General features: G+C 31.6%; 26 protein-coding genes. 14 read left to right on the top strand and 12 right to left on the bottom strand.

All coding sequences use genetic code 11. The features are described 5' to 3' along the window. The first annotated feature begins 41 nt into the window (after positions 1-41). Positions 42-383, top strand: coding sequence for a DUF805 domain-containing protein (locus EYD46_RS15460; protein WP_130938072.1), 342 nt, complete (start codon positions 42-44; stop codon positions 381-383). 69 nt (positions 384-452) lie between these two features. Here the strand turns inward: EYD46_RS15460 and EYD46_RS15455 are convergent, their stop codons facing one another. From EYD46_RS15455 to EYD46_RS15445, 3 genes are read right to left on the bottom strand one after another with little or no spacing between them, the layout of a single operon-like run. Continuing rightward, positions 453-680: a VF530 family protein gene (locus tag EYD46_RS15455; protein WP_130938071.1), complete on the bottom strand. Its 228-nt coding sequence runs from the start codon at positions 678-680 to the stop codon at positions 453-455. Next, positions 680-847, bottom strand: coding sequence for a DUF6500 family protein (locus EYD46_RS15450; RefSeq protein ID WP_229731366.1), 168 nt, complete (start codon positions 845-847; stop codon positions 680-682). Before EYD46_RS15450 ends, EYD46_RS15455 begins: the two co-directional genes overlap by 1 nt. Positions 848-900: 53 nt before the next feature. Continuing rightward, positions 901-2,181, bottom strand: coding sequence for a DEAD/DEAH box helicase (locus tag EYD46_RS15445; protein ID WP_130938070.1), 1,281 nt, complete (start codon positions 2,179-2,181; stop codon positions 901-903). Positions 2,182-2,394: 213 nt separating this feature from the next. On the opposite strand from EYD46_RS15445, the gene EYD46_RS15440 reads away from it, so the two are divergent. Beyond that, a complete protein-coding gene (locus EYD46_RS15440; RefSeq protein WP_130938069.1) occupies positions 2,395-3,213 on the top strand; it encodes a hypothetical protein in 819 nt (272 codons plus the stop codon). A 121-nt stretch (positions 3,214-3,334) separates the two neighbouring features. Here the strand turns inward: EYD46_RS15440 and EYD46_RS15435 are convergent, their stop codons facing one another. Then, a complete protein-coding gene (locus EYD46_RS15435) occupies positions 3,335-4,009 on the bottom strand; it encodes a uracil-DNA glycosylase family protein (RefSeq protein ID WP_130938068.1) in 675 nt (224 codons plus the stop codon). A gap of 60 nt (positions 4,010-4,069) precedes the next feature. On the opposite strand from EYD46_RS15435, the gene EYD46_RS15430 reads away from it, so the two are divergent. After that, positions 4,070-4,204: a 30S ribosomal protein THX gene (locus tag EYD46_RS15430; RefSeq protein ID WP_130938155.1), complete on the top strand. Its 135-nt coding sequence runs from the start codon at positions 4,070-4,072 to the stop codon at positions 4,202-4,204. 127 nt (positions 4,205-4,331) lie between these two features. Here EYD46_RS15430 and EYD46_RS15425 read toward each other — a convergent pair whose 3' ends face one another. Both EYD46_RS15425 and yaaA read right to left on the bottom strand, forming a co-directional pair. Further along, on the bottom strand, positions 4,332-4,916 hold the full coding sequence (locus tag EYD46_RS15425) for a tetratricopeptide repeat protein (RefSeq protein WP_130938067.1): 585 nt from the start codon (positions 4,914-4,916) through the stop codon (positions 4,332-4,334). A 98-nt stretch (positions 4,917-5,014) separates the two neighbouring features. Then, positions 5,015-5,773, bottom strand: coding sequence for a peroxide stress protein YaaA (yaaA, locus tag EYD46_RS15420; RefSeq protein ID WP_130938066.1), 759 nt, complete (start codon positions 5,771-5,773; stop codon positions 5,015-5,017). A gap of 166 nt (positions 5,774-5,939) precedes the next feature. Here yaaA and EYD46_RS15415 point away from each other — a divergent pair, with 166 nt between their 5' ends. After that, on the top strand, positions 5,940-6,563 hold the full coding sequence (locus tag EYD46_RS15415) for a hypothetical protein (protein ID WP_130938065.1): 624 nt from the start codon (positions 5,940-5,942) through the stop codon (positions 6,561-6,563). An 11-nt stretch (positions 6,564-6,574) separates the two neighbouring features. On the opposite strand, the gene EYD46_RS15410 is transcribed toward EYD46_RS15415, so the two are convergent. Together EYD46_RS15410 and EYD46_RS15405 are read right to left on the bottom strand one after the other, a co-directional pair. Then, a complete protein-coding gene (locus EYD46_RS15410) occupies positions 6,575-7,606 on the bottom strand; it encodes an RluA family pseudouridine synthase (RefSeq protein ID WP_130938064.1) in 1,032 nt (343 codons plus the stop codon). 27 nt (positions 7,607-7,633) lie between these two features. Then, a complete protein-coding gene (locus tag EYD46_RS15405; protein WP_130938063.1) occupies positions 7,634-8,188 on the bottom strand; it encodes a PASTA domain-containing protein in 555 nt (184 codons plus the stop codon). A 121-nt stretch (positions 8,189-8,309) separates the two neighbouring features. Between EYD46_RS15405 and EYD46_RS15400 the strand changes: the two genes are divergently transcribed. From EYD46_RS15400 to EYD46_RS15370, 7 genes are all read left to right on the top strand, one after another. Continuing rightward, positions 8,310-9,290 carry a D-alanine--D-alanine ligase gene (locus EYD46_RS15400; protein ID WP_130938062.1) on the top strand — a complete coding sequence of 327 codons (981 nt, stop codon included), beginning with the start codon at positions 8,310-8,312 and terminating at the stop codon, positions 9,288-9,290. Positions 9,291-9,439: 149 nt separating this feature from the next. Next, complete coding sequence (locus tag EYD46_RS15395) at positions 9,440-10,048, top strand: zinc-ribbon domain-containing protein (protein WP_130938061.1); 609 nt, start codon at positions 9,440-9,442, stop codon at positions 10,046-10,048. Positions 10,049-10,143: 95 nt separating this feature from the next. After that, positions 10,144-10,602: a pantetheine-phosphate adenylyltransferase gene (coaD, locus tag EYD46_RS15390; protein ID WP_130938060.1), complete on the top strand. Its 459-nt coding sequence runs from the start codon at positions 10,144-10,146 to the stop codon at positions 10,600-10,602. 84 nt (positions 10,603-10,686) lie between these two features. Further along, complete coding sequence (locus tag EYD46_RS15385; protein WP_229731362.1) at positions 10,687-12,144, top strand: phospholipase D family protein; 1,458 nt, start codon at positions 10,687-10,689, stop codon at positions 12,142-12,144. Between the two features lie 78 nt (positions 12,145-12,222). Then, positions 12,223-12,669, top strand: coding sequence for a HEAT repeat domain-containing protein (locus EYD46_RS15380; protein WP_229731361.1), 447 nt, complete (start codon positions 12,223-12,225; stop codon positions 12,667-12,669). A gap of 127 nt (positions 12,670-12,796) precedes the next feature. Beyond that, the gene (locus tag EYD46_RS15375; RefSeq protein WP_130938058.1) at positions 12,797-13,396 is read left to right on the top strand and encodes a Crp/Fnr family transcriptional regulator; all 600 of its coding nucleotides are present in this window, start codon (positions 12,797-12,799) and stop codon (positions 13,394-13,396) included. Between the two features lie 76 nt (positions 13,397-13,472). Further along, positions 13,473-14,318: an alpha/beta fold hydrolase gene (locus EYD46_RS15370; RefSeq protein WP_130938057.1), complete on the top strand. Its 846-nt coding sequence runs from the start codon at positions 13,473-13,475 to the stop codon at positions 14,316-14,318. 305 nt (positions 14,319-14,623) lie between these two features. Here EYD46_RS15370 and EYD46_RS15365 read toward each other — a convergent pair whose 3' ends face one another. The 3 genes from EYD46_RS15365 to EYD46_RS15355 all read right to left on the bottom strand — a co-directional run bounded on the left by EYD46_RS15365 (position 14,624) and on the right by EYD46_RS15355 (position 17,484). Beyond that, on the bottom strand, positions 14,624-16,237 hold the full coding sequence (locus EYD46_RS15365; protein ID WP_130938056.1) for a SulP family inorganic anion transporter: 1,614 nt from the start codon (positions 16,235-16,237) through the stop codon (positions 14,624-14,626). Between the two features lie 79 nt (positions 16,238-16,316). Continuing rightward, positions 16,317-16,709, bottom strand: a complete 393-nt coding sequence (locus tag EYD46_RS15360; RefSeq protein WP_130938055.1) for a DUF7793 family protein — start codon at positions 16,707-16,709, stop codon at positions 16,317-16,319. A gap of 190 nt (positions 16,710-16,899) precedes the next feature. After that, positions 16,900-17,484 carry an NUDIX hydrolase gene (locus EYD46_RS15355; RefSeq protein WP_130938054.1) on the bottom strand — a complete coding sequence of 195 codons (585 nt, stop codon included), beginning with the start codon at positions 17,482-17,484 and terminating at the stop codon, positions 16,900-16,902. A 130-nt stretch (positions 17,485-17,614) separates the two neighbouring features. Between EYD46_RS15355 and pyrE the strand changes: the two genes are divergently transcribed. Together pyrE and EYD46_RS15345 are read left to right on the top strand one after the other, a co-directional pair. Then, positions 17,615-18,259 (top strand): orotate phosphoribosyltransferase, encoded by a 645-nt coding sequence (pyrE, locus tag EYD46_RS15350; RefSeq protein ID WP_130938053.1) that lies wholly within the window; start codon positions 17,615-17,617, stop codon positions 18,257-18,259. Positions 18,260-18,342: 83 nt separating this feature from the next. Further along, on the top strand, positions 18,343-18,738 hold the full coding sequence (locus tag EYD46_RS15345; RefSeq protein WP_130938052.1) for an SRPBCC family protein: 396 nt from the start codon (positions 18,343-18,345) through the stop codon (positions 18,736-18,738). Here the strand turns inward: EYD46_RS15345 and EYD46_RS15340 are convergent. After that, the gene (locus tag EYD46_RS15340) at positions 18,735-19,466 is read right to left on the bottom strand and encodes a biotin--[acetyl-CoA-carboxylase] ligase (protein ID WP_130938051.1); all 732 of its coding nucleotides are present in this window, start codon (positions 19,464-19,466) and stop codon (positions 18,735-18,737) included. The genes EYD46_RS15345 and EYD46_RS15340 overlap by 4 nt on opposite strands. A gap of 93 nt (positions 19,467-19,559) precedes the next feature. Here EYD46_RS15340 and rsfS point away from each other — a divergent pair, with 93 nt between their 5' ends. Next, complete coding sequence (gene rsfS / locus EYD46_RS15335) at positions 19,560-19,931, top strand: ribosome silencing factor (protein WP_130938050.1); 372 nt, start codon at positions 19,560-19,562, stop codon at positions 19,929-19,931. Positions 19,932-19,938: the final 7 nt, after the last annotated feature.

Genomic DNA, 19,938 nt, shown 5'->3' with positions numbered 1-19,938 from the left:
ATGCTAACTTTTCGGGTAGAGCACGTAGACAAGAGTATTGGATGTATACCTTATTCTGGATACTAACAATTTTTGCTATCAACATAGTTGCAACTATTTTAGAGGATTTTGTGTCTTATGAATGGAGTCCAATGGTAATTGGAGTTTTTCTACTAGCAACTCTCATACCGTGGTTAGCTGTAAATGTACGTCGTCTACATGATCAAGGGAAAAGTGGTGGTTATTTCTTTATAAACTTTATCCCTATAGTAGGACGTATTTGGTATTTGGTTTTGATGTGCACAAATGGGGAATATGGACCAAACAAATATGGCCCAGACCCTAAAAGTCCAGATAACAATGATGAAATTGATGATATTGGTAAACCTTTGTTAGATCAGTAACTAATAATAATGATTACTAGCTGAAGGACAAGGTATAAACTTTAAGGATATTGAAATTAAGGTTATAGATTAGCGTTTGTTATTTTCAAGCATTCTTAAATATAGTTGCTCTACCTTTGTTCTTGCCCAAGGTGTACGTCTTAAAAACTTTAGACTCGATTTTACTGAAGGGTTATGAGTAAAACATCTAATTTTTATTTGATAGCCCACATATTCCCAACCATAATGTGCTACTAAATCATTTATAATTTGTTCTAGTTTAATACCATGTAATGGGTTGTTGGGTTGTGATTCCATTAAAACTTTTCAATAAGGTTTTTGATTTTCACAGCTTTTTCAAAATGATCTAACTTATGGGTTTCTATCCACCAAGTAGCTGCTTCCATTAATAACTCTGGATTTTCATTTTTATTTTTAAAAAAAGCATAAAAAGATACTCCTACATTTTCGCCTTTATCAGCAATTTTTTTATTGCAAATTTCAATAATCTTGTCTTTTAAGATCTTTTACATAAGGTTTAATTACGCCTATCGTTGCGTTTTCTAGATTTGTTTTTATTATTTCTATCTCTGCTATTCTTGTTTCCTCTTGAGCTATTAGAATTTCTAGATTTATTTCTACGCTGCCTATTTTGCCCTGGTTTAATTGATTCAGTAGAGGCATTCGGATCTGGCTCATAACCTTCAATAATTTCCACTTCAATTTTCTCACCTATTAGCTTTTCAATATCTTTTAAAAAAGAAGTTTCATCAGCACTTACCAGAGATATGGCTTGACCATTAGCTCCAGCTCTACCAGTTCTACCAATACGATGTACATAATCTTCAGAAATATTAGGTAATTCAAAGTTGATAACATATGGTAATAATGGAATATCTAAACCTCGCGCCGCAATATCTGTTGCTACTAAAACACGAACACGTCCGTTTTTAAAACCAGATAACGCTTTTGTTCTAGCGCCTTGACTTTTATTACCATGAATTGCTGCAGCTGTAATTCCTGCCTTTACCATCTTTTCACATAAACGATTTGCGCCATGTTTAGTTCTCGTAAATACTAAAACCTGTTTCCAATTACCTTCTGAAATTAACTTTATAATTAATCCTGTTTTTTTCACTTTTGCTACACGATATACTTTTTGCTTTATCGCTTCAACAGTAGTATTTTCTGGAGTAGCTTCAACTTGAACCGGATTGTTTAAAATACCATGTGCTAACTTCTTAATATCTTTTGAAAAGGTTGCAGAAAACATCAAATTTTGACGCTTATCTGGCATCAAATTAATGACCTTCTGAATATCTCTCAAAAACCCCATATCCAGCATACGATCGGCTTCATCTAAAACAAAAATCTCTATGCGTTTAATAGATAACACCCCTTGGCTTTGTAAATCTAACAAACGCCCGGGAGTGGCAACTAGAACATCAACACCTCGTCGGATTGTTGCTATTTGAGGTTTTTGATTAACACCCCCAAATATTACAGCGCTCCGTATGTTTAAAAACTCGCTATACGCTCTAACATTATCATAAACCTGAGCTGCTAATTCTCTAGTTGGAGTTAAAATTAAAGCACGAATAGGTCTGTATTTCTGTTTAGGATTTTCAGAAAGTAAGTGCAATAAAGGCAATGTAAAGCCTGCTGTTTTGCCTGTACCTGTTTGTGCAGATGCTAACACATCCTTACCTTCTAAAACTGGTGGAATTGCTTTTTGCTGAATGGGACTTGGGGTTGTATATCCTTTTTTGCTAACTGCTTTTAGCAAGGCTTTAGATAAGCCTAGAGATTGAAATGACATATATGATGTTTATGAAGATCCGTTATGGGTTTTTGAGATTACGAAACTTAATGCATTCTATCTCTTTCTAATTTTGAGTTCAAAGGTACGCCTATTTTTTAGGATATATATTAATACTTGACTTTGTAAATAATTTCAACTATTTTCGTGCCGCTTTAAATTATTTACTAGCTTACCCAAAACTATTAAAATATTAACTAAACTTACATTATAATGAGACACATTACATTACTATTAATTTTAGTATCTACTTTCATTCAAGCACAAAAGATAAAAGTAAAAAAAGGCGAAGTTTTTGTAGACGACAATAAAGTTGCCTTGATTGAAAAAGAAAAGGTTAAAGGTGCTAATAATTATTTAAAGATTTTTGATAACGAAAAAAAACATTTGCTAAATGCAAAATTAGTAAGTGAAGAATCCTCCTTTTTTGGATCAAAAAAAATAAGCAACTATTTTATTATAGAATGTCTAGAACAGAAAGATAGTATTGGTATAGAAAAGCTTGGATTTTATCTAGGAGAAAAGCAAGTTGTAAAATACTTAACAAGTATTGGTGTTTTAAATACTAATGGCTTTGATAGTGCAAAAATTAATACTGTGCTATCTGAAACAAAATCGAAACCGAGCTTTGCTGAGGAAAAATTTCAAGAAGATCTTAATTTTATAAAAAATGTTAATTATGTAGTTGATAGAGATACATCTAACCCTATCTTTATTGAAGAAATAAAAACAGGTACGGCTTACAGTGTTATAAACAATCTTAGTATTACTCAAACTAAGTATAACATATTTCAAGGAAAGGATTTAGCAAACAAAGTTCTTATTGGTTATGCATACATTGAAAAACCAGAAATAGGAAGTGTTAATTTAATAATCGCTAACTCTAAAGATACTCCTTTAGGTTACTTTGATGGTTTTAAATATTATACTTTTTATCCATTAACAAAATTAGATGTTGAGTTGTTTAAGGGCAACCCAACTGAATCAATAAAGTATTTTTCTAAAGTCCTTATTGAGAACAATAAGTTGTAACCTTTTAGTACTTCTTAAGCTAAGCTTATTTGATTAAATAACTACTCAACTTATACTTTAATTTTTCGTTATATATATTTTCTATGCCTCTTAGGTTGCCTTGTACAAGTATATGAGTTTATCAAAAAAACTCCCGATACTGTATAATGCGAAAATCAAAAGTTGTAAAATTGGAGTTTCTAGATTTTAACTGTTTATACAGTGGCATACTACCAATGGCACGGTTTGCTGAACCTGATGCTGATGTTAGAGATACGGTTTTTATAATTCTAGATGCTTCTTTTCGTTCTGATAGATAAAGTTCAAATTCATGAATTCTAGGAATTTCATTTGATACCAATTCTAATTTAAACCCATAATCTTTGATATGTTTTCTAAAGAAATATTCGGGGCCGTTTTTACTATTGCCGCCTGTAAAAAGTAAGGTGTCTATATTTGGATATTGCTTCAAATAGCTAACAACATCTCGAAGTATTATATTTTGCATCCCCAAATCTGAGGCATCAATTTTTTCGCGTTCGGCACGTTCTACAATATCGCAAACACCAATTTTATGTTGAATCAAAAATTGTTTTCGTTGTTTAATGGCTTCATCAGAATTATCAAACCGTAAATTCAAATTATGGATTTTATCAATATACAACCATAGCGAATTATAATAGCTACCATAACAAAAATCAACATCTTTTTCTAAAAGATTTCCTGTTGAAAATCGAGGTGGCGGTAACGTACCGACGATTAGTTTCTTGGTATTGTCTTTGATAAATGGTGGATATGGATGTTGATGGATAAACAAAACTTGATTTTAAATGCTTAAATGATTATATTATTTGGAAATATAAATATAATTGAAACCATGGGAAAAGGCGATAAAAAGACAAAACGTGGAAAAATAAATAGAGGCACTTTTGGTTCGCGCAGACCACGAATTAAAAAGAAACCTAGCGTTGAACAAAAAATAAATGTAGAAAAAAAAGCTAAAGCAAAATAGCTATAAAGTTTTTAATAACTTTTGAGCTTCGGTAATTGTAGTGCCATATATTTTTCTATTGAGTTTAGTCATATGTTGGCCTTCAGATATTAACGATTCTAGAATCTCTTTTGCCTCATCCTTTTTATTAATAATTCGCATAAACCAAACGCTCATTATAGAATGAAAACCTGATATCAATAGCTCTTAAATTGTCTTCAGCTTCAACTAAATTACCTTCCTTTTCAAGAGCTAATCCATACAAAAACTGAGTTCTCGATTTTGAAAATTCAGGATGTGATTTTATTTGCTCGCCATAAAACACAACACTTTTATTATCTTCTATAAGATGATAAGCTTCAATCATATTTTTAATCACATAAAAATCGTTTTGAGAATTACCCTCTAAAGCTTCTTTATAATGTTTTATGGCATTTTGGTAATCCTTATTTTCCAAATACGCATCAGCCAAGTTTACTCTATTTTGATATGATTCTGAAAAGGCTAGCTGCTTTTCTAAATCGCGAATCTTCTTTGTAGGATTAATGATTTGTGTAATTTCAGAAGTAATTTTCTCTGCATCTTTCTTATTATATACTTGGGTTATAAAGTATATGATACATCCAATTAAGGGCAGAAAAAAAATAAGAAATATCCAATAATAAGAACTCCTGTTTTTTATAGCATGATAAATACAAAATCCTTGGAGTGCAATAATTAAATAATACCACATAAAATAATCTGCAATTAAGTTTGAATCAAACTTAATAAATTCTTTATTTCTATGTTTATTTTATCCTTTCTTTTGGAAAGAAACTTCTGCAAGATATCCTACCTAATAAACACCAAATCAGTATCAGTAGATAGCTCCTCACTGAACCCATAATCCATATAGTTAAAACCTTTTACATCTTCTGTAGTTTGGGCATTAGTATCTATAATATATCTGGCCATAGCACCACGCGCCTCTTTGGCAAAGAAAGAGATCACTTTATATTGTCCGTTTTTAAAATCCTTAAAATTCGCGGTTATCACAGGCACTTTCAATACTTTTTTATCAACAGCTTTAAAATACTCGTTGCTTGCTAAATTTAGAAATAACTCATCATCTTGTAACTCGTCGTTCAAAACTTTAGTGATGTCTCTTTTCCAAAATTCGTATAAATTCTTTTTTGTTCCTACAGGTAGTTTTGTTCCCATTTCCAATCGATAAGGTTGCATTAAATCCATGGGCTTTAAAACACCATATAAACCAGAAAGAATACGTACTGTATTTTGTAATGTATCCACTTTTTCTTCTGGAATACTATAAGCATCTAATCCGCGATAAACATCGCCATTAAAAGCGTAAACAGCAGGCCTTGCATTATCCTTTGTAAATGGTAACTCCCATGATTGATTACGTTCATAATTTAACTGTCCCAAAGCGTCAGAAATACTCATTAGCTTTGACAAGCTTTTAGCAGATTTCTTTTTAAGCAATCTATTTAAACGCTCTGATTGTTTTAAAAACTGGGGTTCTGTATGTCTTGATGTTGGTAATTCTGTTTCAAAGTCTAAAGATTTTGCAGGAGAAATAACTAACTTCATTTTATTTTTTATTTATTTACACTTATTCAATAATAGTTCAAATTTACAACTCCTTTTTAGTAAATACAGTGTAAGTCTACTATTATTTACAATGAAATTATAATCTAAATTTATAACAATTTAAATTCACATCAGATTTATTTATTCAACAAAATATTCCAGTAATATGATTGCATTTTTACACACCAACAAAGCGCATATAAGTAATTTTGAAAACTTAGTACGAGCCCAGAATGACTCTGTTGAAACACAACATTACGTAAACAAAGACATATTAGATAGTGCATTAGAAACTGGAGTTACAGATACTGTTCAGTTTGAAAAAGAAATTGAAACTATTAGAAAAAATAAGCCTTCACTTATCATTTGTACCTGCTCCACTTATGGTGCAGAAAGTGATAAATATCCTGATGTTTATAGAATAGACCAACCAATTATTACTTATTTGGTAAATAATTATACCAAAATAGGATTAGCATACACTGCCAATTCTACTAAGACAGTAAGCGAAAATTTAATGCACAGCATAGCTCTTAAAACAAAAAAAACTATTGAAATAGTGGATATTGATTGTTCTGATTTATGGCAACATTTTGAGAAAGGCGATTTAGAAAGTTACAACAAAGGCATTGCAAAAAAGACTATTAACAAAGCTTCTGAAGTTGATGTGTTTTTCCTCGCACAGGCTTCAATGGCAGGTGCGAAAACATATTTAACAAATCTTGAAAAAGAGGTATTTACAAGTCCTGAGTTTGGTATAAAAAAGTTACTTAACAAAGTAAATACTTAATTACCAAAATATTACCCCAAATGTTTTGAGTAGTTACGCCACTTCTCTATACATAGTACTATATCTTCAGGTACTGGCGTTTCAAAACGCATAAACGCTCCTGTTTTAGGATGAACAAAACCTAAAGTTTTAGCATGTAAAGCTTGCCTAGGCAATACTTTAAAGCAATTATCTACAAACTGTTTGTATTTAGTAAACGTAGTGCCTTTTAAAATAACGTTACCACCATAACGTTCATCATTAAACAAGGTATGCCCAATGTGTTTCATGTGCACTCTTATTTGGTGTGTGCGCCCTGTTTCTAGCTTACAAGATACCAAAGTAACATAACCCAAACGCTCTAAAACCTTGTAATGCGTAACAGCAGGCTTTCCTTTCTCTGCTTCATCATCTAAAAATACAGTATTCTGCAATCTGTTTTTAGGATGTCTTCCTATATTACCTTCAATAGTTCCCTCATCAGCTTCTACATTACCCCAAACCAAAGCAACATATTCCCGTTCACTGGTTTTCTCTGCAAATTGTAAAGATAAATGCGCCATAGCTTGTTCAGTTTTAGCAACCACTAAAAGTCCGCTAGTATCTTTATCTATACGGTGTACTAATCCTGGACGATCGCTGGAATTATTTGGTAGACTATCAAAACGATATATCAATCCGTTTATTAAAGTCCCTGAGTAATTACCATGTCCGGGATGCACTACCATTCCTGCTGGCTTGTTAACAACTAATAGGTAATCGTCTTCAAAAATTATATCTAACGGCATATCTTCTCCTACCAATAACGCCTCATAAGTAGGGTGAGCAAACAATACACGTATAGTATCATTTGGTCTTACCTTGTAGTTAGATTTTACAGGTACATCATTTACTAATATACCATCGTTTTTTGCTGCATTCTGTATTTTACTACGTGTAATATTCTCAATATAGTTAAGTAAATATTTATCAATACGCAAAGGCGCTTGTCCCTTATCTACTGTAAAAGTAAAATGTTCGTGAAGGTTATCTTCTTCAGGTAATTGCGGTCCGTGTGATTCCATAATATTGCATTAGTTTTGGTGCTAATGCTAAGGGCGATTACCATTACCTAGAACTAAATCTATTTTAGATGTTTTTGGTAGCTTTTCGCCTGGGTTTAGGGTTTTACCTTTATATTTAAGTTCCAGTACAATATCTTTTCCTAGATTATCTACATAAGTAATATTACCCACTTTAAACCCTAAAGCTTCTAAATTAGGTTCAGCTTGTCTAAAGGTACGCTCTCTTAAATCTGGCACTTCTACTTTTCTGTATCCTGAAGGATTTAACGTTAAATATATTTTCCTATCTTCCTTCACTTTAGTGCCAGCTGCAGGCTCTTGATCTATAACTGAGAATTTAGGATAGTCAGGATTAAAATTTGCCGAATCTTGTATTTGCATTACCAAGTTATTTTCTTTCAATTCCATATCAGCAACACTAATAGACTTACCTTTTAGTTCAGGAACAGTCTCAAAATCTCCATGGTTTGTTGTAGACTTTAACCAAGTTAGCATTAAAAAACACAATACTACCATAGCCACTATAGCTAATGCTAATTGCTTTAAAAATGTTTTACTAAACAAAAACTTTAAGAAACTCATGTGAAGGTTTTTCGGTGTGACAAATATATAATATTTTGTTTTGCTGTTTATATGATTATTTTAGCTTAACTATAATAGATACGAATTATTGTTACGTTTAGATGAACCCTAAAGAAATAATATGATTGATAAGAAAAATATCGCCATTATCATGGGCGGGTATTCCAGTGAGTACAAAATATCATTAACTAGCGGTAATGTAGTTTTTGAAACTTTAAATAGAGACAAGTACAATCCCTATCGTATTCATATTTTTAAAGATAAATGGGTTTATGTAGATGAAGATAATACGGAATTTCCAATTGATAAAAATGACTTTTCTATAAATATAGATAGTTTTAAAATCAATTTCGATTGTGTGTTTAATGCCATTCACGGCTCACCTGGAGAAGATGGGTATATGCAAGGATATTTTGAGCTATTGGGAATTCCACATACAAGTTGTCCAATGTATCAAGCACAAATTACTTTTAACAAGCGCGACTGCTTAAGTATTTTAAAACCTTATGGTATTAAAACTGCAGCATCTTATTATCTTAATTTAGGAGATACCATTGATGAAAATGCTATTATCGGCAAAGTAGGGCTGCCTTGCTTTGTAAAAGCAAATAAAGCAGGTAGTAGTTTTGGTGTTACAAAAGTACATAAAAAAGAAGATTTACAATATGCTATTGATGTGGCGTTTAAAGAAGATGATGAAATTATTATTGAATCCTTTTTAGATGGTATAGAAGTCTCTGTGGGGGTAATAACCTATATGGGAGAAACTAAAGTGCTACCAATAACAGAGATAGTCTCTGAAAATGATTTTTTTGATTATGAAGCCAAATACTTAGGTAAATCTCAAGAAATCACACCAGCACGGTTAACTCCAGAACAAGAAGATAAAGTTAACGTACTCGCAAAAAAAGTCTATGAAGTTTTAAGAATGACAGGATTTTCTAGAAGCGAATATATATTTAAGGATGGTGTACCCCATTTATTAGAAATGAATACTGTCCCCGGACTCACTAAAGAAAGTATCTTACCCCAACAAGCTGAAGCGGCCGGTATCTCCCTTTCAGATTTGTTTGATAATGCGATTGAGGAAGCTCTCAAATAAATTGAAACAAGATATTTAAAAACAAGAAGCAAGAATAAAAAGGCATAATTTCAAAAATCTGCAAATTTGGCAAGAGAGCGTTGAAATAATTACCTTACAGATTACACATTTATTTGGTTATATTTGAAACACAACATAACCAAACTTATATGATTTTTTACGGTACAAATTCTTCTCGATTAAAAAATGGACAACTTAGAGGCGTAGAATGTCCTAATTGTAATGAGCAAAGCTCTATGAATTATAGTGTTTTTGGAAAATACTTCTACATCTATTGGATTCCTATTTTCCCTATTGGAAAAGAAAATATTTTAGAGTGTAATAGCTGTAAAAGAACATTCAAACTAAAAGAATTACCTCAAAAGATTAAAGATAAGTTTGAATTAGAAAAGCATAAAGGCATTCCTTTTTTACATTTTAGTGGTCTTGCAATAATTGCTTTAGTTATTGGATACTTTAGTTACTCTAATGCCCAACACAAAGAAGCTGAAGCAGAATACATAAAGGCGCCTGCTATTGGAGATATTTATTCTATAAAATCTGAATCTCCAGGACATTTTACAACAATGAAAATTACAAAAATAGAAGAAGATAGCATTTATGTAGTTTTTAATAATTATGAAATTGATAAACGTTCTGCCATAGACCAAATAGATAAAAGTGAAAATTACACCTTTCTTACTGATGTAACTACCTTAGAGAATCTTCAATTTCTTTATGAAGAAAAGGAGATATTTAATATAGAACGTGATGAGTAAAATTATCTACTTATAAGATTTGTATATTTACAACAAATTAGTTTCTCCCTAAGCGAGTATTAAATGCAGTCGAAATAGGGAGATAAAGAGGGCTTATGAAACGTGCAATTTTCCCAGGATCTTTTGATCCGTTAACTTTAGGACATTACGATATCATTAAACGTGGTGTGACGCTTTTTGATGAAATTATTGTCGCCATTGGCGTAAACTCATCAAAAAAATATATGTTTTCACTTGAAGAACGCCAACAATTTATAATTGATGCTTTTAAAGATGAACCCAAGGTAAAAGTGGTAAACTACAAAGGCTTAACTGTAGATTTCTGCCAACAGAACAATGTAGAATTTATTTTAAGAGGTTTGCGCAACCCAGCAGATTTTGAGTTTGAAAAAGCCATTGCACACACCAATAGAGATTTAGCTCCTATTGAAACTATTTTTTTACTTACCTCGGCAGACACCTCATATATTGCATCTTCAATTGTGAGAGAAGTGATTAGAAATAATGGAGATTATACAAAATTGGTTCCCGATAGTGTTCGCGTGAAATCATAAATTTCTATGAATACTATATTAAAACTCAGTAGTTTTCTTATTGTTTTATTTGTTGTTTCATCATGCAAGCATAAAAATCCTCCAATGAAAGACACCGATTTTTGTTCAAAAATTAAAAGAGACAAGAGTATCTCTCTTTCTAAAGAACTTAAGGAATTCTCTGATGTTATAGAAGAAAAAACAGGAGTGTATGTACTTGAAGATGGCAGTGGCTCTATGGTTGCCAGAGCTTGGTTAACCGAATATGCAGAAAAAACTATAGATATTCAATACTTTATATTTTCAACAGATAATATTGGTCTCATTGCTTGCGATTATTTGGTAAGAGCTGCAGATAGAGGCGTTAAAGTTAGGGTACTTGTCGATGATATTATGGTTGATGCTGAAGCTAGGGATATTCTCGTATTTAATTCTCATGAAAATATTTCGGTTAGAATATATAATCCTGGGGTTAATCTAGGAAAAAATATTTTTCAGAAAATAGGGAAGTTTGCAACAGATTTTAAATCTGCAAATCAACGTATGCATAACAAAACCTTTATCGTAGATGACCAAGTTGTGATTACAGGAGGTAGAAATATAGCGAATGAATATTTTGATTACGATCATGAATATAATTTTAGAGACAGAGATATTCTTTTGATAGGTAAAACATCAAAAACTGTTAAAACCTCGTTTGAAACATTTTGGAATAGTGAATTAAGTCAAGACATTACTAAAGTTATAAAAGACAAACCTGAAAATATAACAGATAAAAACAGGTTTAAAAAACTACATGAATATGCTTGTAACCCAGAAAATTTCTGGCCACAAGTGAGACAACGCATTGAAAACTTACCCGAAACATTTAATACTATTAAAACATCAGGAGATTTAGTTTGGCTCGATGATGTTAGTTTTGTTTCAGATGTGCCAGGAAAAAACAACAAAGCGCATAGTTTCTTTGGCGGTGGTATTTCTACATCTACATTAATTGATTTGGTAAATAATGCAACAACATCTATTACTATTCAAACCCCTTATTTAATTACTACTAAAAAAAGTAGAGGTTTATTTGAAGATGCTGTAAATCGTGGGGTAAACGTTAGAATATTAACCAATAGTCTAGCATCTACTGATAATGTTGAAGCCTTTAGCAGTTATCAAAGCGATAGAGAAGCTTTACTAAAAACAGGCGTTAGGATATTTGAATTTAAGCCTGATGCTGAAGAGCGAAAACGCATAATGACAGGAGAATTACAAACCGAATTAGATTATACACCAACCTTTGGTCTTCATGCAAAATCTATGGTTGTAGATAAAAAAACGACTATTATTGGTACGTTTAACCTAGATCCAAGAAGCGCTAATTTAAATACGGAATGTATTGTTATTGTGAAGTCTGAAAAGGTTTCTAAAGGTGTTTTAAAAGGTATGGAACTAGAATTTCAACCTGAAAATTCTTGGGAGACTACCTTAGATTTTAATCCTGACTCTGAAGTAAGCAACTATAAACGTTTGAAAACCTTGACGCGTAGAGTAATTCCTAAAGCCATTTTATAAATGTCAGCCTTAAGCCTTTAGTAAAATTGTAACATTTTGGTAAAATTAACTACATATACATAGTTAATAACCACAACCATGTTACACCATATCACATACTTACTTTTTAAATTGAATGTTGTGCAACCTTCTGAAACTATTATTGATTCTTGGATGGAACATAAAGATGTGCTAAAACTAGAGTATGCCTTAAAACACGGTAATTACCATACGCGTAAGTTAGCTGCTGAAGCTCTAGCACATGCAGGACAATGTTCTTCTGTACCTGTATTATTGCATGCCATGAATGACAAAGTACAAAATGTATCTATCGCTGCTTTAAATACTTTAGAGGCTCTGGGCTGTGGAGATGATTTAATTATTTCTATAACCAAAAAACGGTTTAATTGGGTAAAAGAAATTAGGGATAAAGAAGCTAAGCAAATAGCTAACAAAGACAAAAAATACACTATTTACCGTTGGGAGCGTGCCAGTAAAAAATCTTTTGAGCGTGTAAAAGAACAACTAAAACGGCCTATGCGATAGGAAGAATTAGAATGTCTACTCTTAGGTTTTATAATATCGAATTATATATTTTGTAGTAAAGCCTATTTGACTTTATAAATATTTTCAGCTAACTTCGTTTACTGGCAGTTGTGCTTAATACCCAAAAATGGAAATAAACAATAAAGTTAAACCAATTCAGGCTTATTCAAATGCTTTAAGAGAGGTTTGCCCTGATTTAAATTCTGATGAGATAAACTTCCATACTACTAAAGTTACCATAACTAGGTTAAAAGCTAAAAAAAATTATCTAATAGCTGGAGATATTCAGGAAAGTTTAGGATTTGTCTTTAATGGATTATTAAGAATCTTCTACATCAATAATACGGGAGAAGAAATAACAATTGCTTTTATAAAAGAGAATTTTTATGCAGCAGATTATAACGCATTTATCAATCAAAAACCTTCTAAATATTATATTCAAACCATAGAATCTTCGTTGTTAGTAAATGTTCCATTTAAGCTAATACAAGAATCCTATTCTAAATATAAAAATTTCGAAAAATTCGGTAGATTAATAGCCGAAAAGTATTTAAACTCAAGGCAAAATAGAATTGAAAGTTTTTTATTTGAAAATGCTGAACAAAGGTATATTAACTTTATTTCGAAAAACAAAGATTTACTAAATCGTGTATCACAGACCCACCTATCTTCTTTTTTGGGTATTAAACGCCAAACATTAACACGAATTAGAAAAAAATTGGTTTAATCATATTTTGACACAAATGTGTCATAGAATAAAGAATAAAATGATAGACATTTGTTAGATTACAAATAATCTAAAAATGAATGTAAAAAAAATATTTAAAGTTCTACAGAAAATATCTTCACGACTAACAGCTACAATTGCGTTTAATTTTTTATCAAAGCCCAAAAACAAAAAAATAAGAGCCTTTGAAAAATCAATACTTGAAATAGCTACAGAAAATATAATTCGATTTAAAAAATTTAATATTAGAACTTATAAATGGGGAGATGGAGATAAAAAAGCTTTACTTATACATGGTTGGGGAGGAAGAGCTTCTAACTTTGGAGCAATTATTCCAGAATTAACAAAAATTGGTTACAAAGTAACTAGTTTTGATGGCCCCTGTCATGGAGCAAGTACAAAGAGAAAAACAAGTTTTTTTGAAATGTCAGATTTGGTAAAATTGTTCTTAAAAAAAGAGAAATACGATTTAATTATTACCCATTCGATGGGTACAGTACTTACTTTTACGGCAATGAGCTCAATAAAGTATAAAGTGAACCAAATGATTATATTAACATCTCCAAGTAAATTTTTAGAATTTATTGACTTAGCTATTACTCAATTTGGCTTGACACCTAAAACAACCAAATTACTTATTAATAAAATACGAAAAACGACAACTGAATACGACCCTATAACACTTGATGCAGAAAGCATTTTGAAAGATATTGAAATGAAAAATGTTACATTTATTCACGATAAATTTGACAAAATAATTCCAATAGAGAAAACTAAAAATGTAAGTTCATTTATTAAGAATTCTAAACTTATTGAAATAGAAGGAACTGGACATTTTAAAATACTTTGGTCTAAAAAAGTTATCAAAATTATTGAGCAACTGATTTTAAGTCACAATACTAAAGAATATAGAATTAGTTAATAATAAGTAATAAGCACAACAAGCCGTGCATAATCATTGCTAGTTATAGCCACTTACGAAAGTCCTAGCAGACTTTCTATCTGTGTTTTATTTGCTAACTTTAAGGCTTAACTACGCAACGAAATCATACATTTTACCTTTAAATGAACTTCCCAAAACACAATTACGTCTTAGGTTAAAGAATGAAGTTAGCAAACTAGCCCGCTAGGGGTTGAGGTCACACCATGGCGTGATTGAAGCTCCTTGTAGAAAGCGAATGCAAAAACTTACCAGCAATCAAGCATCAAAACAAAAAACTTTATTGCTTAAAGTTTATACTCAGAAAGTGGTTTTGTAAATGCCTCTGGATTTTCGGCGAGATGATAACGTGGGTCATCAATATCTTCTATAATTACTTCTTTAAACTTAGGGCTTGCCTTGTAAAGCAATACTTTACAATCTTCGCTTAAATGTTTTAGTTTTATGGATTTCCCTGCGGCTTCATACTTCTCTACTAAATTATAAATAGCCTCGAAAGCAGAGTGGTCACTTACCCTAGACTCTACAAAGTCTATTTCTACATATTCAGGATCGTTTTTTACATCAAATTTCTCATTAAATGCCTTTATAGATCCAAAAAATAATGGTCCCCAAATTTCGTATACTTTAGTACCATCTTCTCTCATACGCTTTCTTGCTCTAATGCGCTTTGCATTTTCCCAAGAGAACACCAATGCACTAATAATAACACCTGCAATAACAGCTACTGCTAAATCTTTCCAAACGGTTATTAACGAAACCGCAATAAGTACAATGGCATCTGTGATAGGTATTTTTCGTAAAATTCTAAAACTACTCCAAGCGAACGTACCTATAACTACCATAAACATAACGCCTACTAATGCTGCAATTGGTACTTGTTCAATAAGTCCAGATGCAAATAAAATAAAGATTAACAAGGCCACTGCTGCTACAATTCCAGACAATCTGCCTCTTCCTCCGCCTTTTATATTGATTAAAGATTGCCCTATCATAGCACAACCTCCCATACCTCCAAAGAACCCTGTAATAATGTTTGCACTGCCTTGCGCCATACACTCACGGTTTGCGTTTCCTCTGGTTTCAGTAATTTCATCTACTAGATTCAGCGTCATAAGAGATTCTATAAGACCAATAGCTGCTAGAATGAGTGCATAAGGCCCAATAAACCATAGTGTTTTTAGTGTAAATGGTACTTTACTAAAAATATCTGTTTGAAATTGTGGTAAACCCCCTTTTAGGCCTTCCCCACCTCCATCTCGAATAAAACTGCCTACTGTAGCAACATCAAGATTTCCAAAAATAACTATAGCGGATACTACTAATATTGCTATTAATGCTTCAGGGAGTTTTTTAGTTAGTTTTGGTAATCCAAACATAATACCCATTGTTAACGCCACTAAACCTAACATTATCCACATAGGTGTTCCTGTAAACCAATCTCCGTTAGCATCTTTAAAAAGGTTTAATTGCGATAGGAAAATAACAATAGCTAAACCGTTTACAAACCCCATCATTACTGGATGTGGTATTAGTCTAACAAACTTTCCTAGTTTTAAAACACCTGCTAATACTTGTATTATACCCATAAGTATAACTGTAGCAAAAAGATAGTACAAACCAAGTTGTTCTGAGGGTTCACCCATAGCATTTCCTTCTGCAACTAAATTTACCATAACTACAGCTAGAGCCCCTGTTGCTCCACTTATCATTCCTGGTCTTCCTCCAAAAATTGAAGTGATTAAACCAATCATAAAAGCGGCATATAAACCCACTAAAGGATCCACTCCTGCAACAAATGCAAAGGCTACTGCCTCTGGCACTAATGCTAAAGCTACTGTTAATCCACTTAAAATATCGTTTTTTGCGTTTTTAGCACGCTTTCTAAAAAATGCCGTCATGGTTTGTTTATTGAGGCTGCAAATTTACAGTTTATAAAGCGATGTACAAGTAAAGCGCAAACAAATTGCACACAAGCAGTTAATGCTGCTCTTGAAGAGAATATTCATGTAAACTTTCAATCCACTCCAACGCTTCTGGTTTGGTTCTAAATAGTTTTATATTCCAATTATTAGATTCGTTAATCTGTATTAATGTTTTGGTTGACATTACCGCTGCATCGGTTCCAACAATAACAGCCATGGCGTGGATCTCCTTTAAATTGGCTATTATTTTTTGCGCTTCAAAGGTATAGCTATAGGAGTTTTTCTTATTTATGATTAAGGAAAAAGGTGCTTTGAGATAGCTTAATAAAAAATCATGATATAGGTCTACCATAATTTCGTTTATCACAACACCTTCATTAATGATGACTTCTGCCAAATCATCTTTTAGTACAGTTATAGTACCAAAAGAGAGTATATACTCTTTCATATAAATATGTGCTTTGAGAGAATTATACCTGACTTGAACAGCAATTACATCTAAAATTACTGTTTTTTTTCTAACTGAAGAAAAATTTTAAACTATTACAATCTTAATTTCATCTAAATAAACTAGTAATTATATTCAAGACCTGAACTTAATTGGTCAAAAACTAACCTTTAAGTATTGAAAACTTATATTAATCTATTAGAATTTTTATATTGGCATAAGAGTTTTCCATGGCTTTTTTAATCTTCTTTTTTCCTAGCCATTTTACTTTGGTAATGCCTTCTTTTTCCTGTGGATATAATTTTCCATCAAAAGATGTTGTCATTTCAAACCAATAGGTAATTTTTATACGATACCGTCCGCGACGCTTAAAAATATGATACGTGGTTTCTAAAGGTTTAGTGATTTTTAATCCTGTAACTCCTGTTTCCTCCTCAACTTCTCGTATGGCGGTTTCTTCTATACTTTCCTTTTTCTCAATTTTACCTTTTGGTAAATCCCATTTTCCATTTCTATATATAAAAAGCACTTTACCTTTTTCATTATATACTTTACCGCCACCTGCAATTACGTTTGGAGCCTTTTTCAAAAACCGTTTCAATAGTTTTTCTTCATTCTTATGTACTAAATATGCCTCTTTTATTGAAGAATTATTCAATTTTCTAATAACATTTCTAAGAATTACCCTCTTTAACTTATAATTTTTAACCCCTTTTTTTTCATTAGGCTTAGTACTTAAAATTATAGGCTTGTCTCCAACAAATATTTTGTACATACAGCGATGATTAGCTATTTCTGTTTGGTAAAAATATCATTTTTAAATACAAACTAACTATTGTTGAAAAAAATAATTTATTCGTTTAAAACTGATTATGTAATCCTAAATATATGTTTAATTTTACATCATGATTTTTAATAAAGATATTGCCAAAAAAACAGCAGAAGTTTTATTGCAAGTTAATGCTATAAAACTAAGTCCCAACGCACCTTTTACTTGGGCATCTGGATGGAAATCTCCCATTTATTGTGACAACCGTATTATTTTATCGTTTCCTGCCATTCGCAATTATATTAGGGAAACCATAGCCAAACATATTGAACGCCAATATGGAAAACCAGATGCTATTGCTGGTGTAGCTACAGGTGCCATTGGTATAGGAATGTTGGTTGCTGAGTATTTAAATCTGCCATTTATCTATGTAAGACCAGACGCCAAAGGCCATGGTAGAAAAAACCAAATTGAAGGTTTTATAGAGAAAGGACAAAATGTTGTTGTGGTTGAGGATTTAATCAGTACTGGAAAAAGTAGTTTAAATGCCGTTAAAGCTCTACGTGATGGTGGTATTAATGTTAAAGGCATGGTAGCTATTTTTACTTATGGTTTTGGAGTTTCAAAAGAAAATTTTGAAAAAGAAGACGTAGCGCTTCATACCTTAGGTAATTATGAATCTCTTTTAGAACAGGCACTACAAACTAATTATATTACAGCAAAAGAACTTGAAACTTTAACCGAATGGAATTCTAATCCTAGTGAATGGAATGCTATTTGATACAACTGTAAAGAAGTGACGTTGTTTATGGATAGGTTATTGGACCAAAAACAGCTGAACAACAAACAATTTAAAACATCATTATGAATTTAGAATCTCCAAAAGTTAGTGTATCAAAAACTCCTGAAGACACATTCAATTTTATATCAGACATCAAAAATTTTGAGGCTTTAATGCCCGAAAACATTAGTAAATTTGAAGTATTAGGCGAAGATAAATTCTTGTTTGCTTTAAAAGGGATGCCTGAAATCATTTTAAAAAAGAAAGAAGAAACACCTCCAAATAAAATTGTTTTTGGTGCTGCTGGTGGAAAAATAGATTTTGCTTTATCTGCTATGATTTCTGAAGGAGAGAATGGAAATAGTAATGTAAAACTAGAGTTTAGTGGAGACTTTAACCCTATGATGGCAATGATGGTTAAAGGCCCTATTTCAAAATTCATAGAAACCTTAGTTACTAATTTACCCAAGACAATTTAATACATCAATGTAATATCTTTAAGTGCAAAAGATTTAGTAACATTGTCTTCTATAAGCACCTGTAAATCTCCAGAATCTTGTATAGATTTAATATAGCCTGAGAATAAGTTACCTTTATCATCTTTAAATGTGGAGGGTTTATCTTTTCTAAATAAAAAAGACTCATATTCAGATTTGAGTGCTTTCAAATCTCCATTTTCCAATTTTAAGAAATATCTTTTCATATTAAGGATAATACTATCCAAAAGCTCATCTAGATTAAAAGTACGGCCCATTATTGTTTTTAAGGACGATGCATTTGGCAATTTTTCAAATTCAGTTTGGTTAACATTTAAGCCAATTCCTATAATTGAAGCATTTATACCGCCCTGTTTCATGACATTTTCAATTAAAACACCACATATTTTCTTGTTTTGTGACAAAATGTCGTTAGGCCATTTAATATATAATTGTGGAATTAAAAACGCGTTAAGGCTATGTCTCAATGCCAAGGCTGTTGCCATACTTATATAAAACGGATATTCTATCTCTAGTTTAGAAATATCAACAAACGTACTAAACATCAAGTTTTTCGATGCTTCTGAAGTCCAAATTGCCCCCATCTGCCCTTTTCCTTTTGTTTGGTACTTTGCTGTTACCACAGTAAAATTCTCAACCAATTGCGACCCAATCATTTCTTTTAAAAATGTATTAGTAGAATCAATGGCATCAAGTTTGATTATTGGCATTTAGAGGTTATTTTTATAGTTTTTAATCTTGTGAAAATTTTAAAGGTTAAAGAACCAAAAAAATAATAACTTTGCACAAATTAAATAAATTTAATGGCGAAAGAAAAAATAAACGCAGATCAGTTAATATCAGTTATAATTAGTGGAATTGAGGATGTAAAAGGTAAGGAAATTAGCATTTTAGACCTTAGAGAAATAGAAAATACAGTTTGCGATTATTTTATAATTTGTGAAGGAACTTCAAATACTCAAGTTAACGCCATAGTTAATTCCATTCAAAAAAAGGTAAGTAAAGAACTTAAAGACAACCCATGGCACGTTGAAGGTGCAGAAAATGCTGAATGGGTTTTATTAGATTATGTAAATATTGCTGTACATGTGTTTCAGAAACATATCAGAGAATATTACGACATAGAAAGTCTTTGGGGAGATGCAAAAACAACAGTAATAGAAACTAGTTACTAAAAACAGA

Source organism: Hyunsoonleella pacifica (assembly GCF_004310335.1).
Classification (GTDB): Bacteria; Bacteroidota; Bacteroidia; order Flavobacteriales; family Flavobacteriaceae; genus Jejuia; species Jejuia pacifica.
This window is presented reverse-complemented; position numbering and strand designations above follow the sequence as displayed.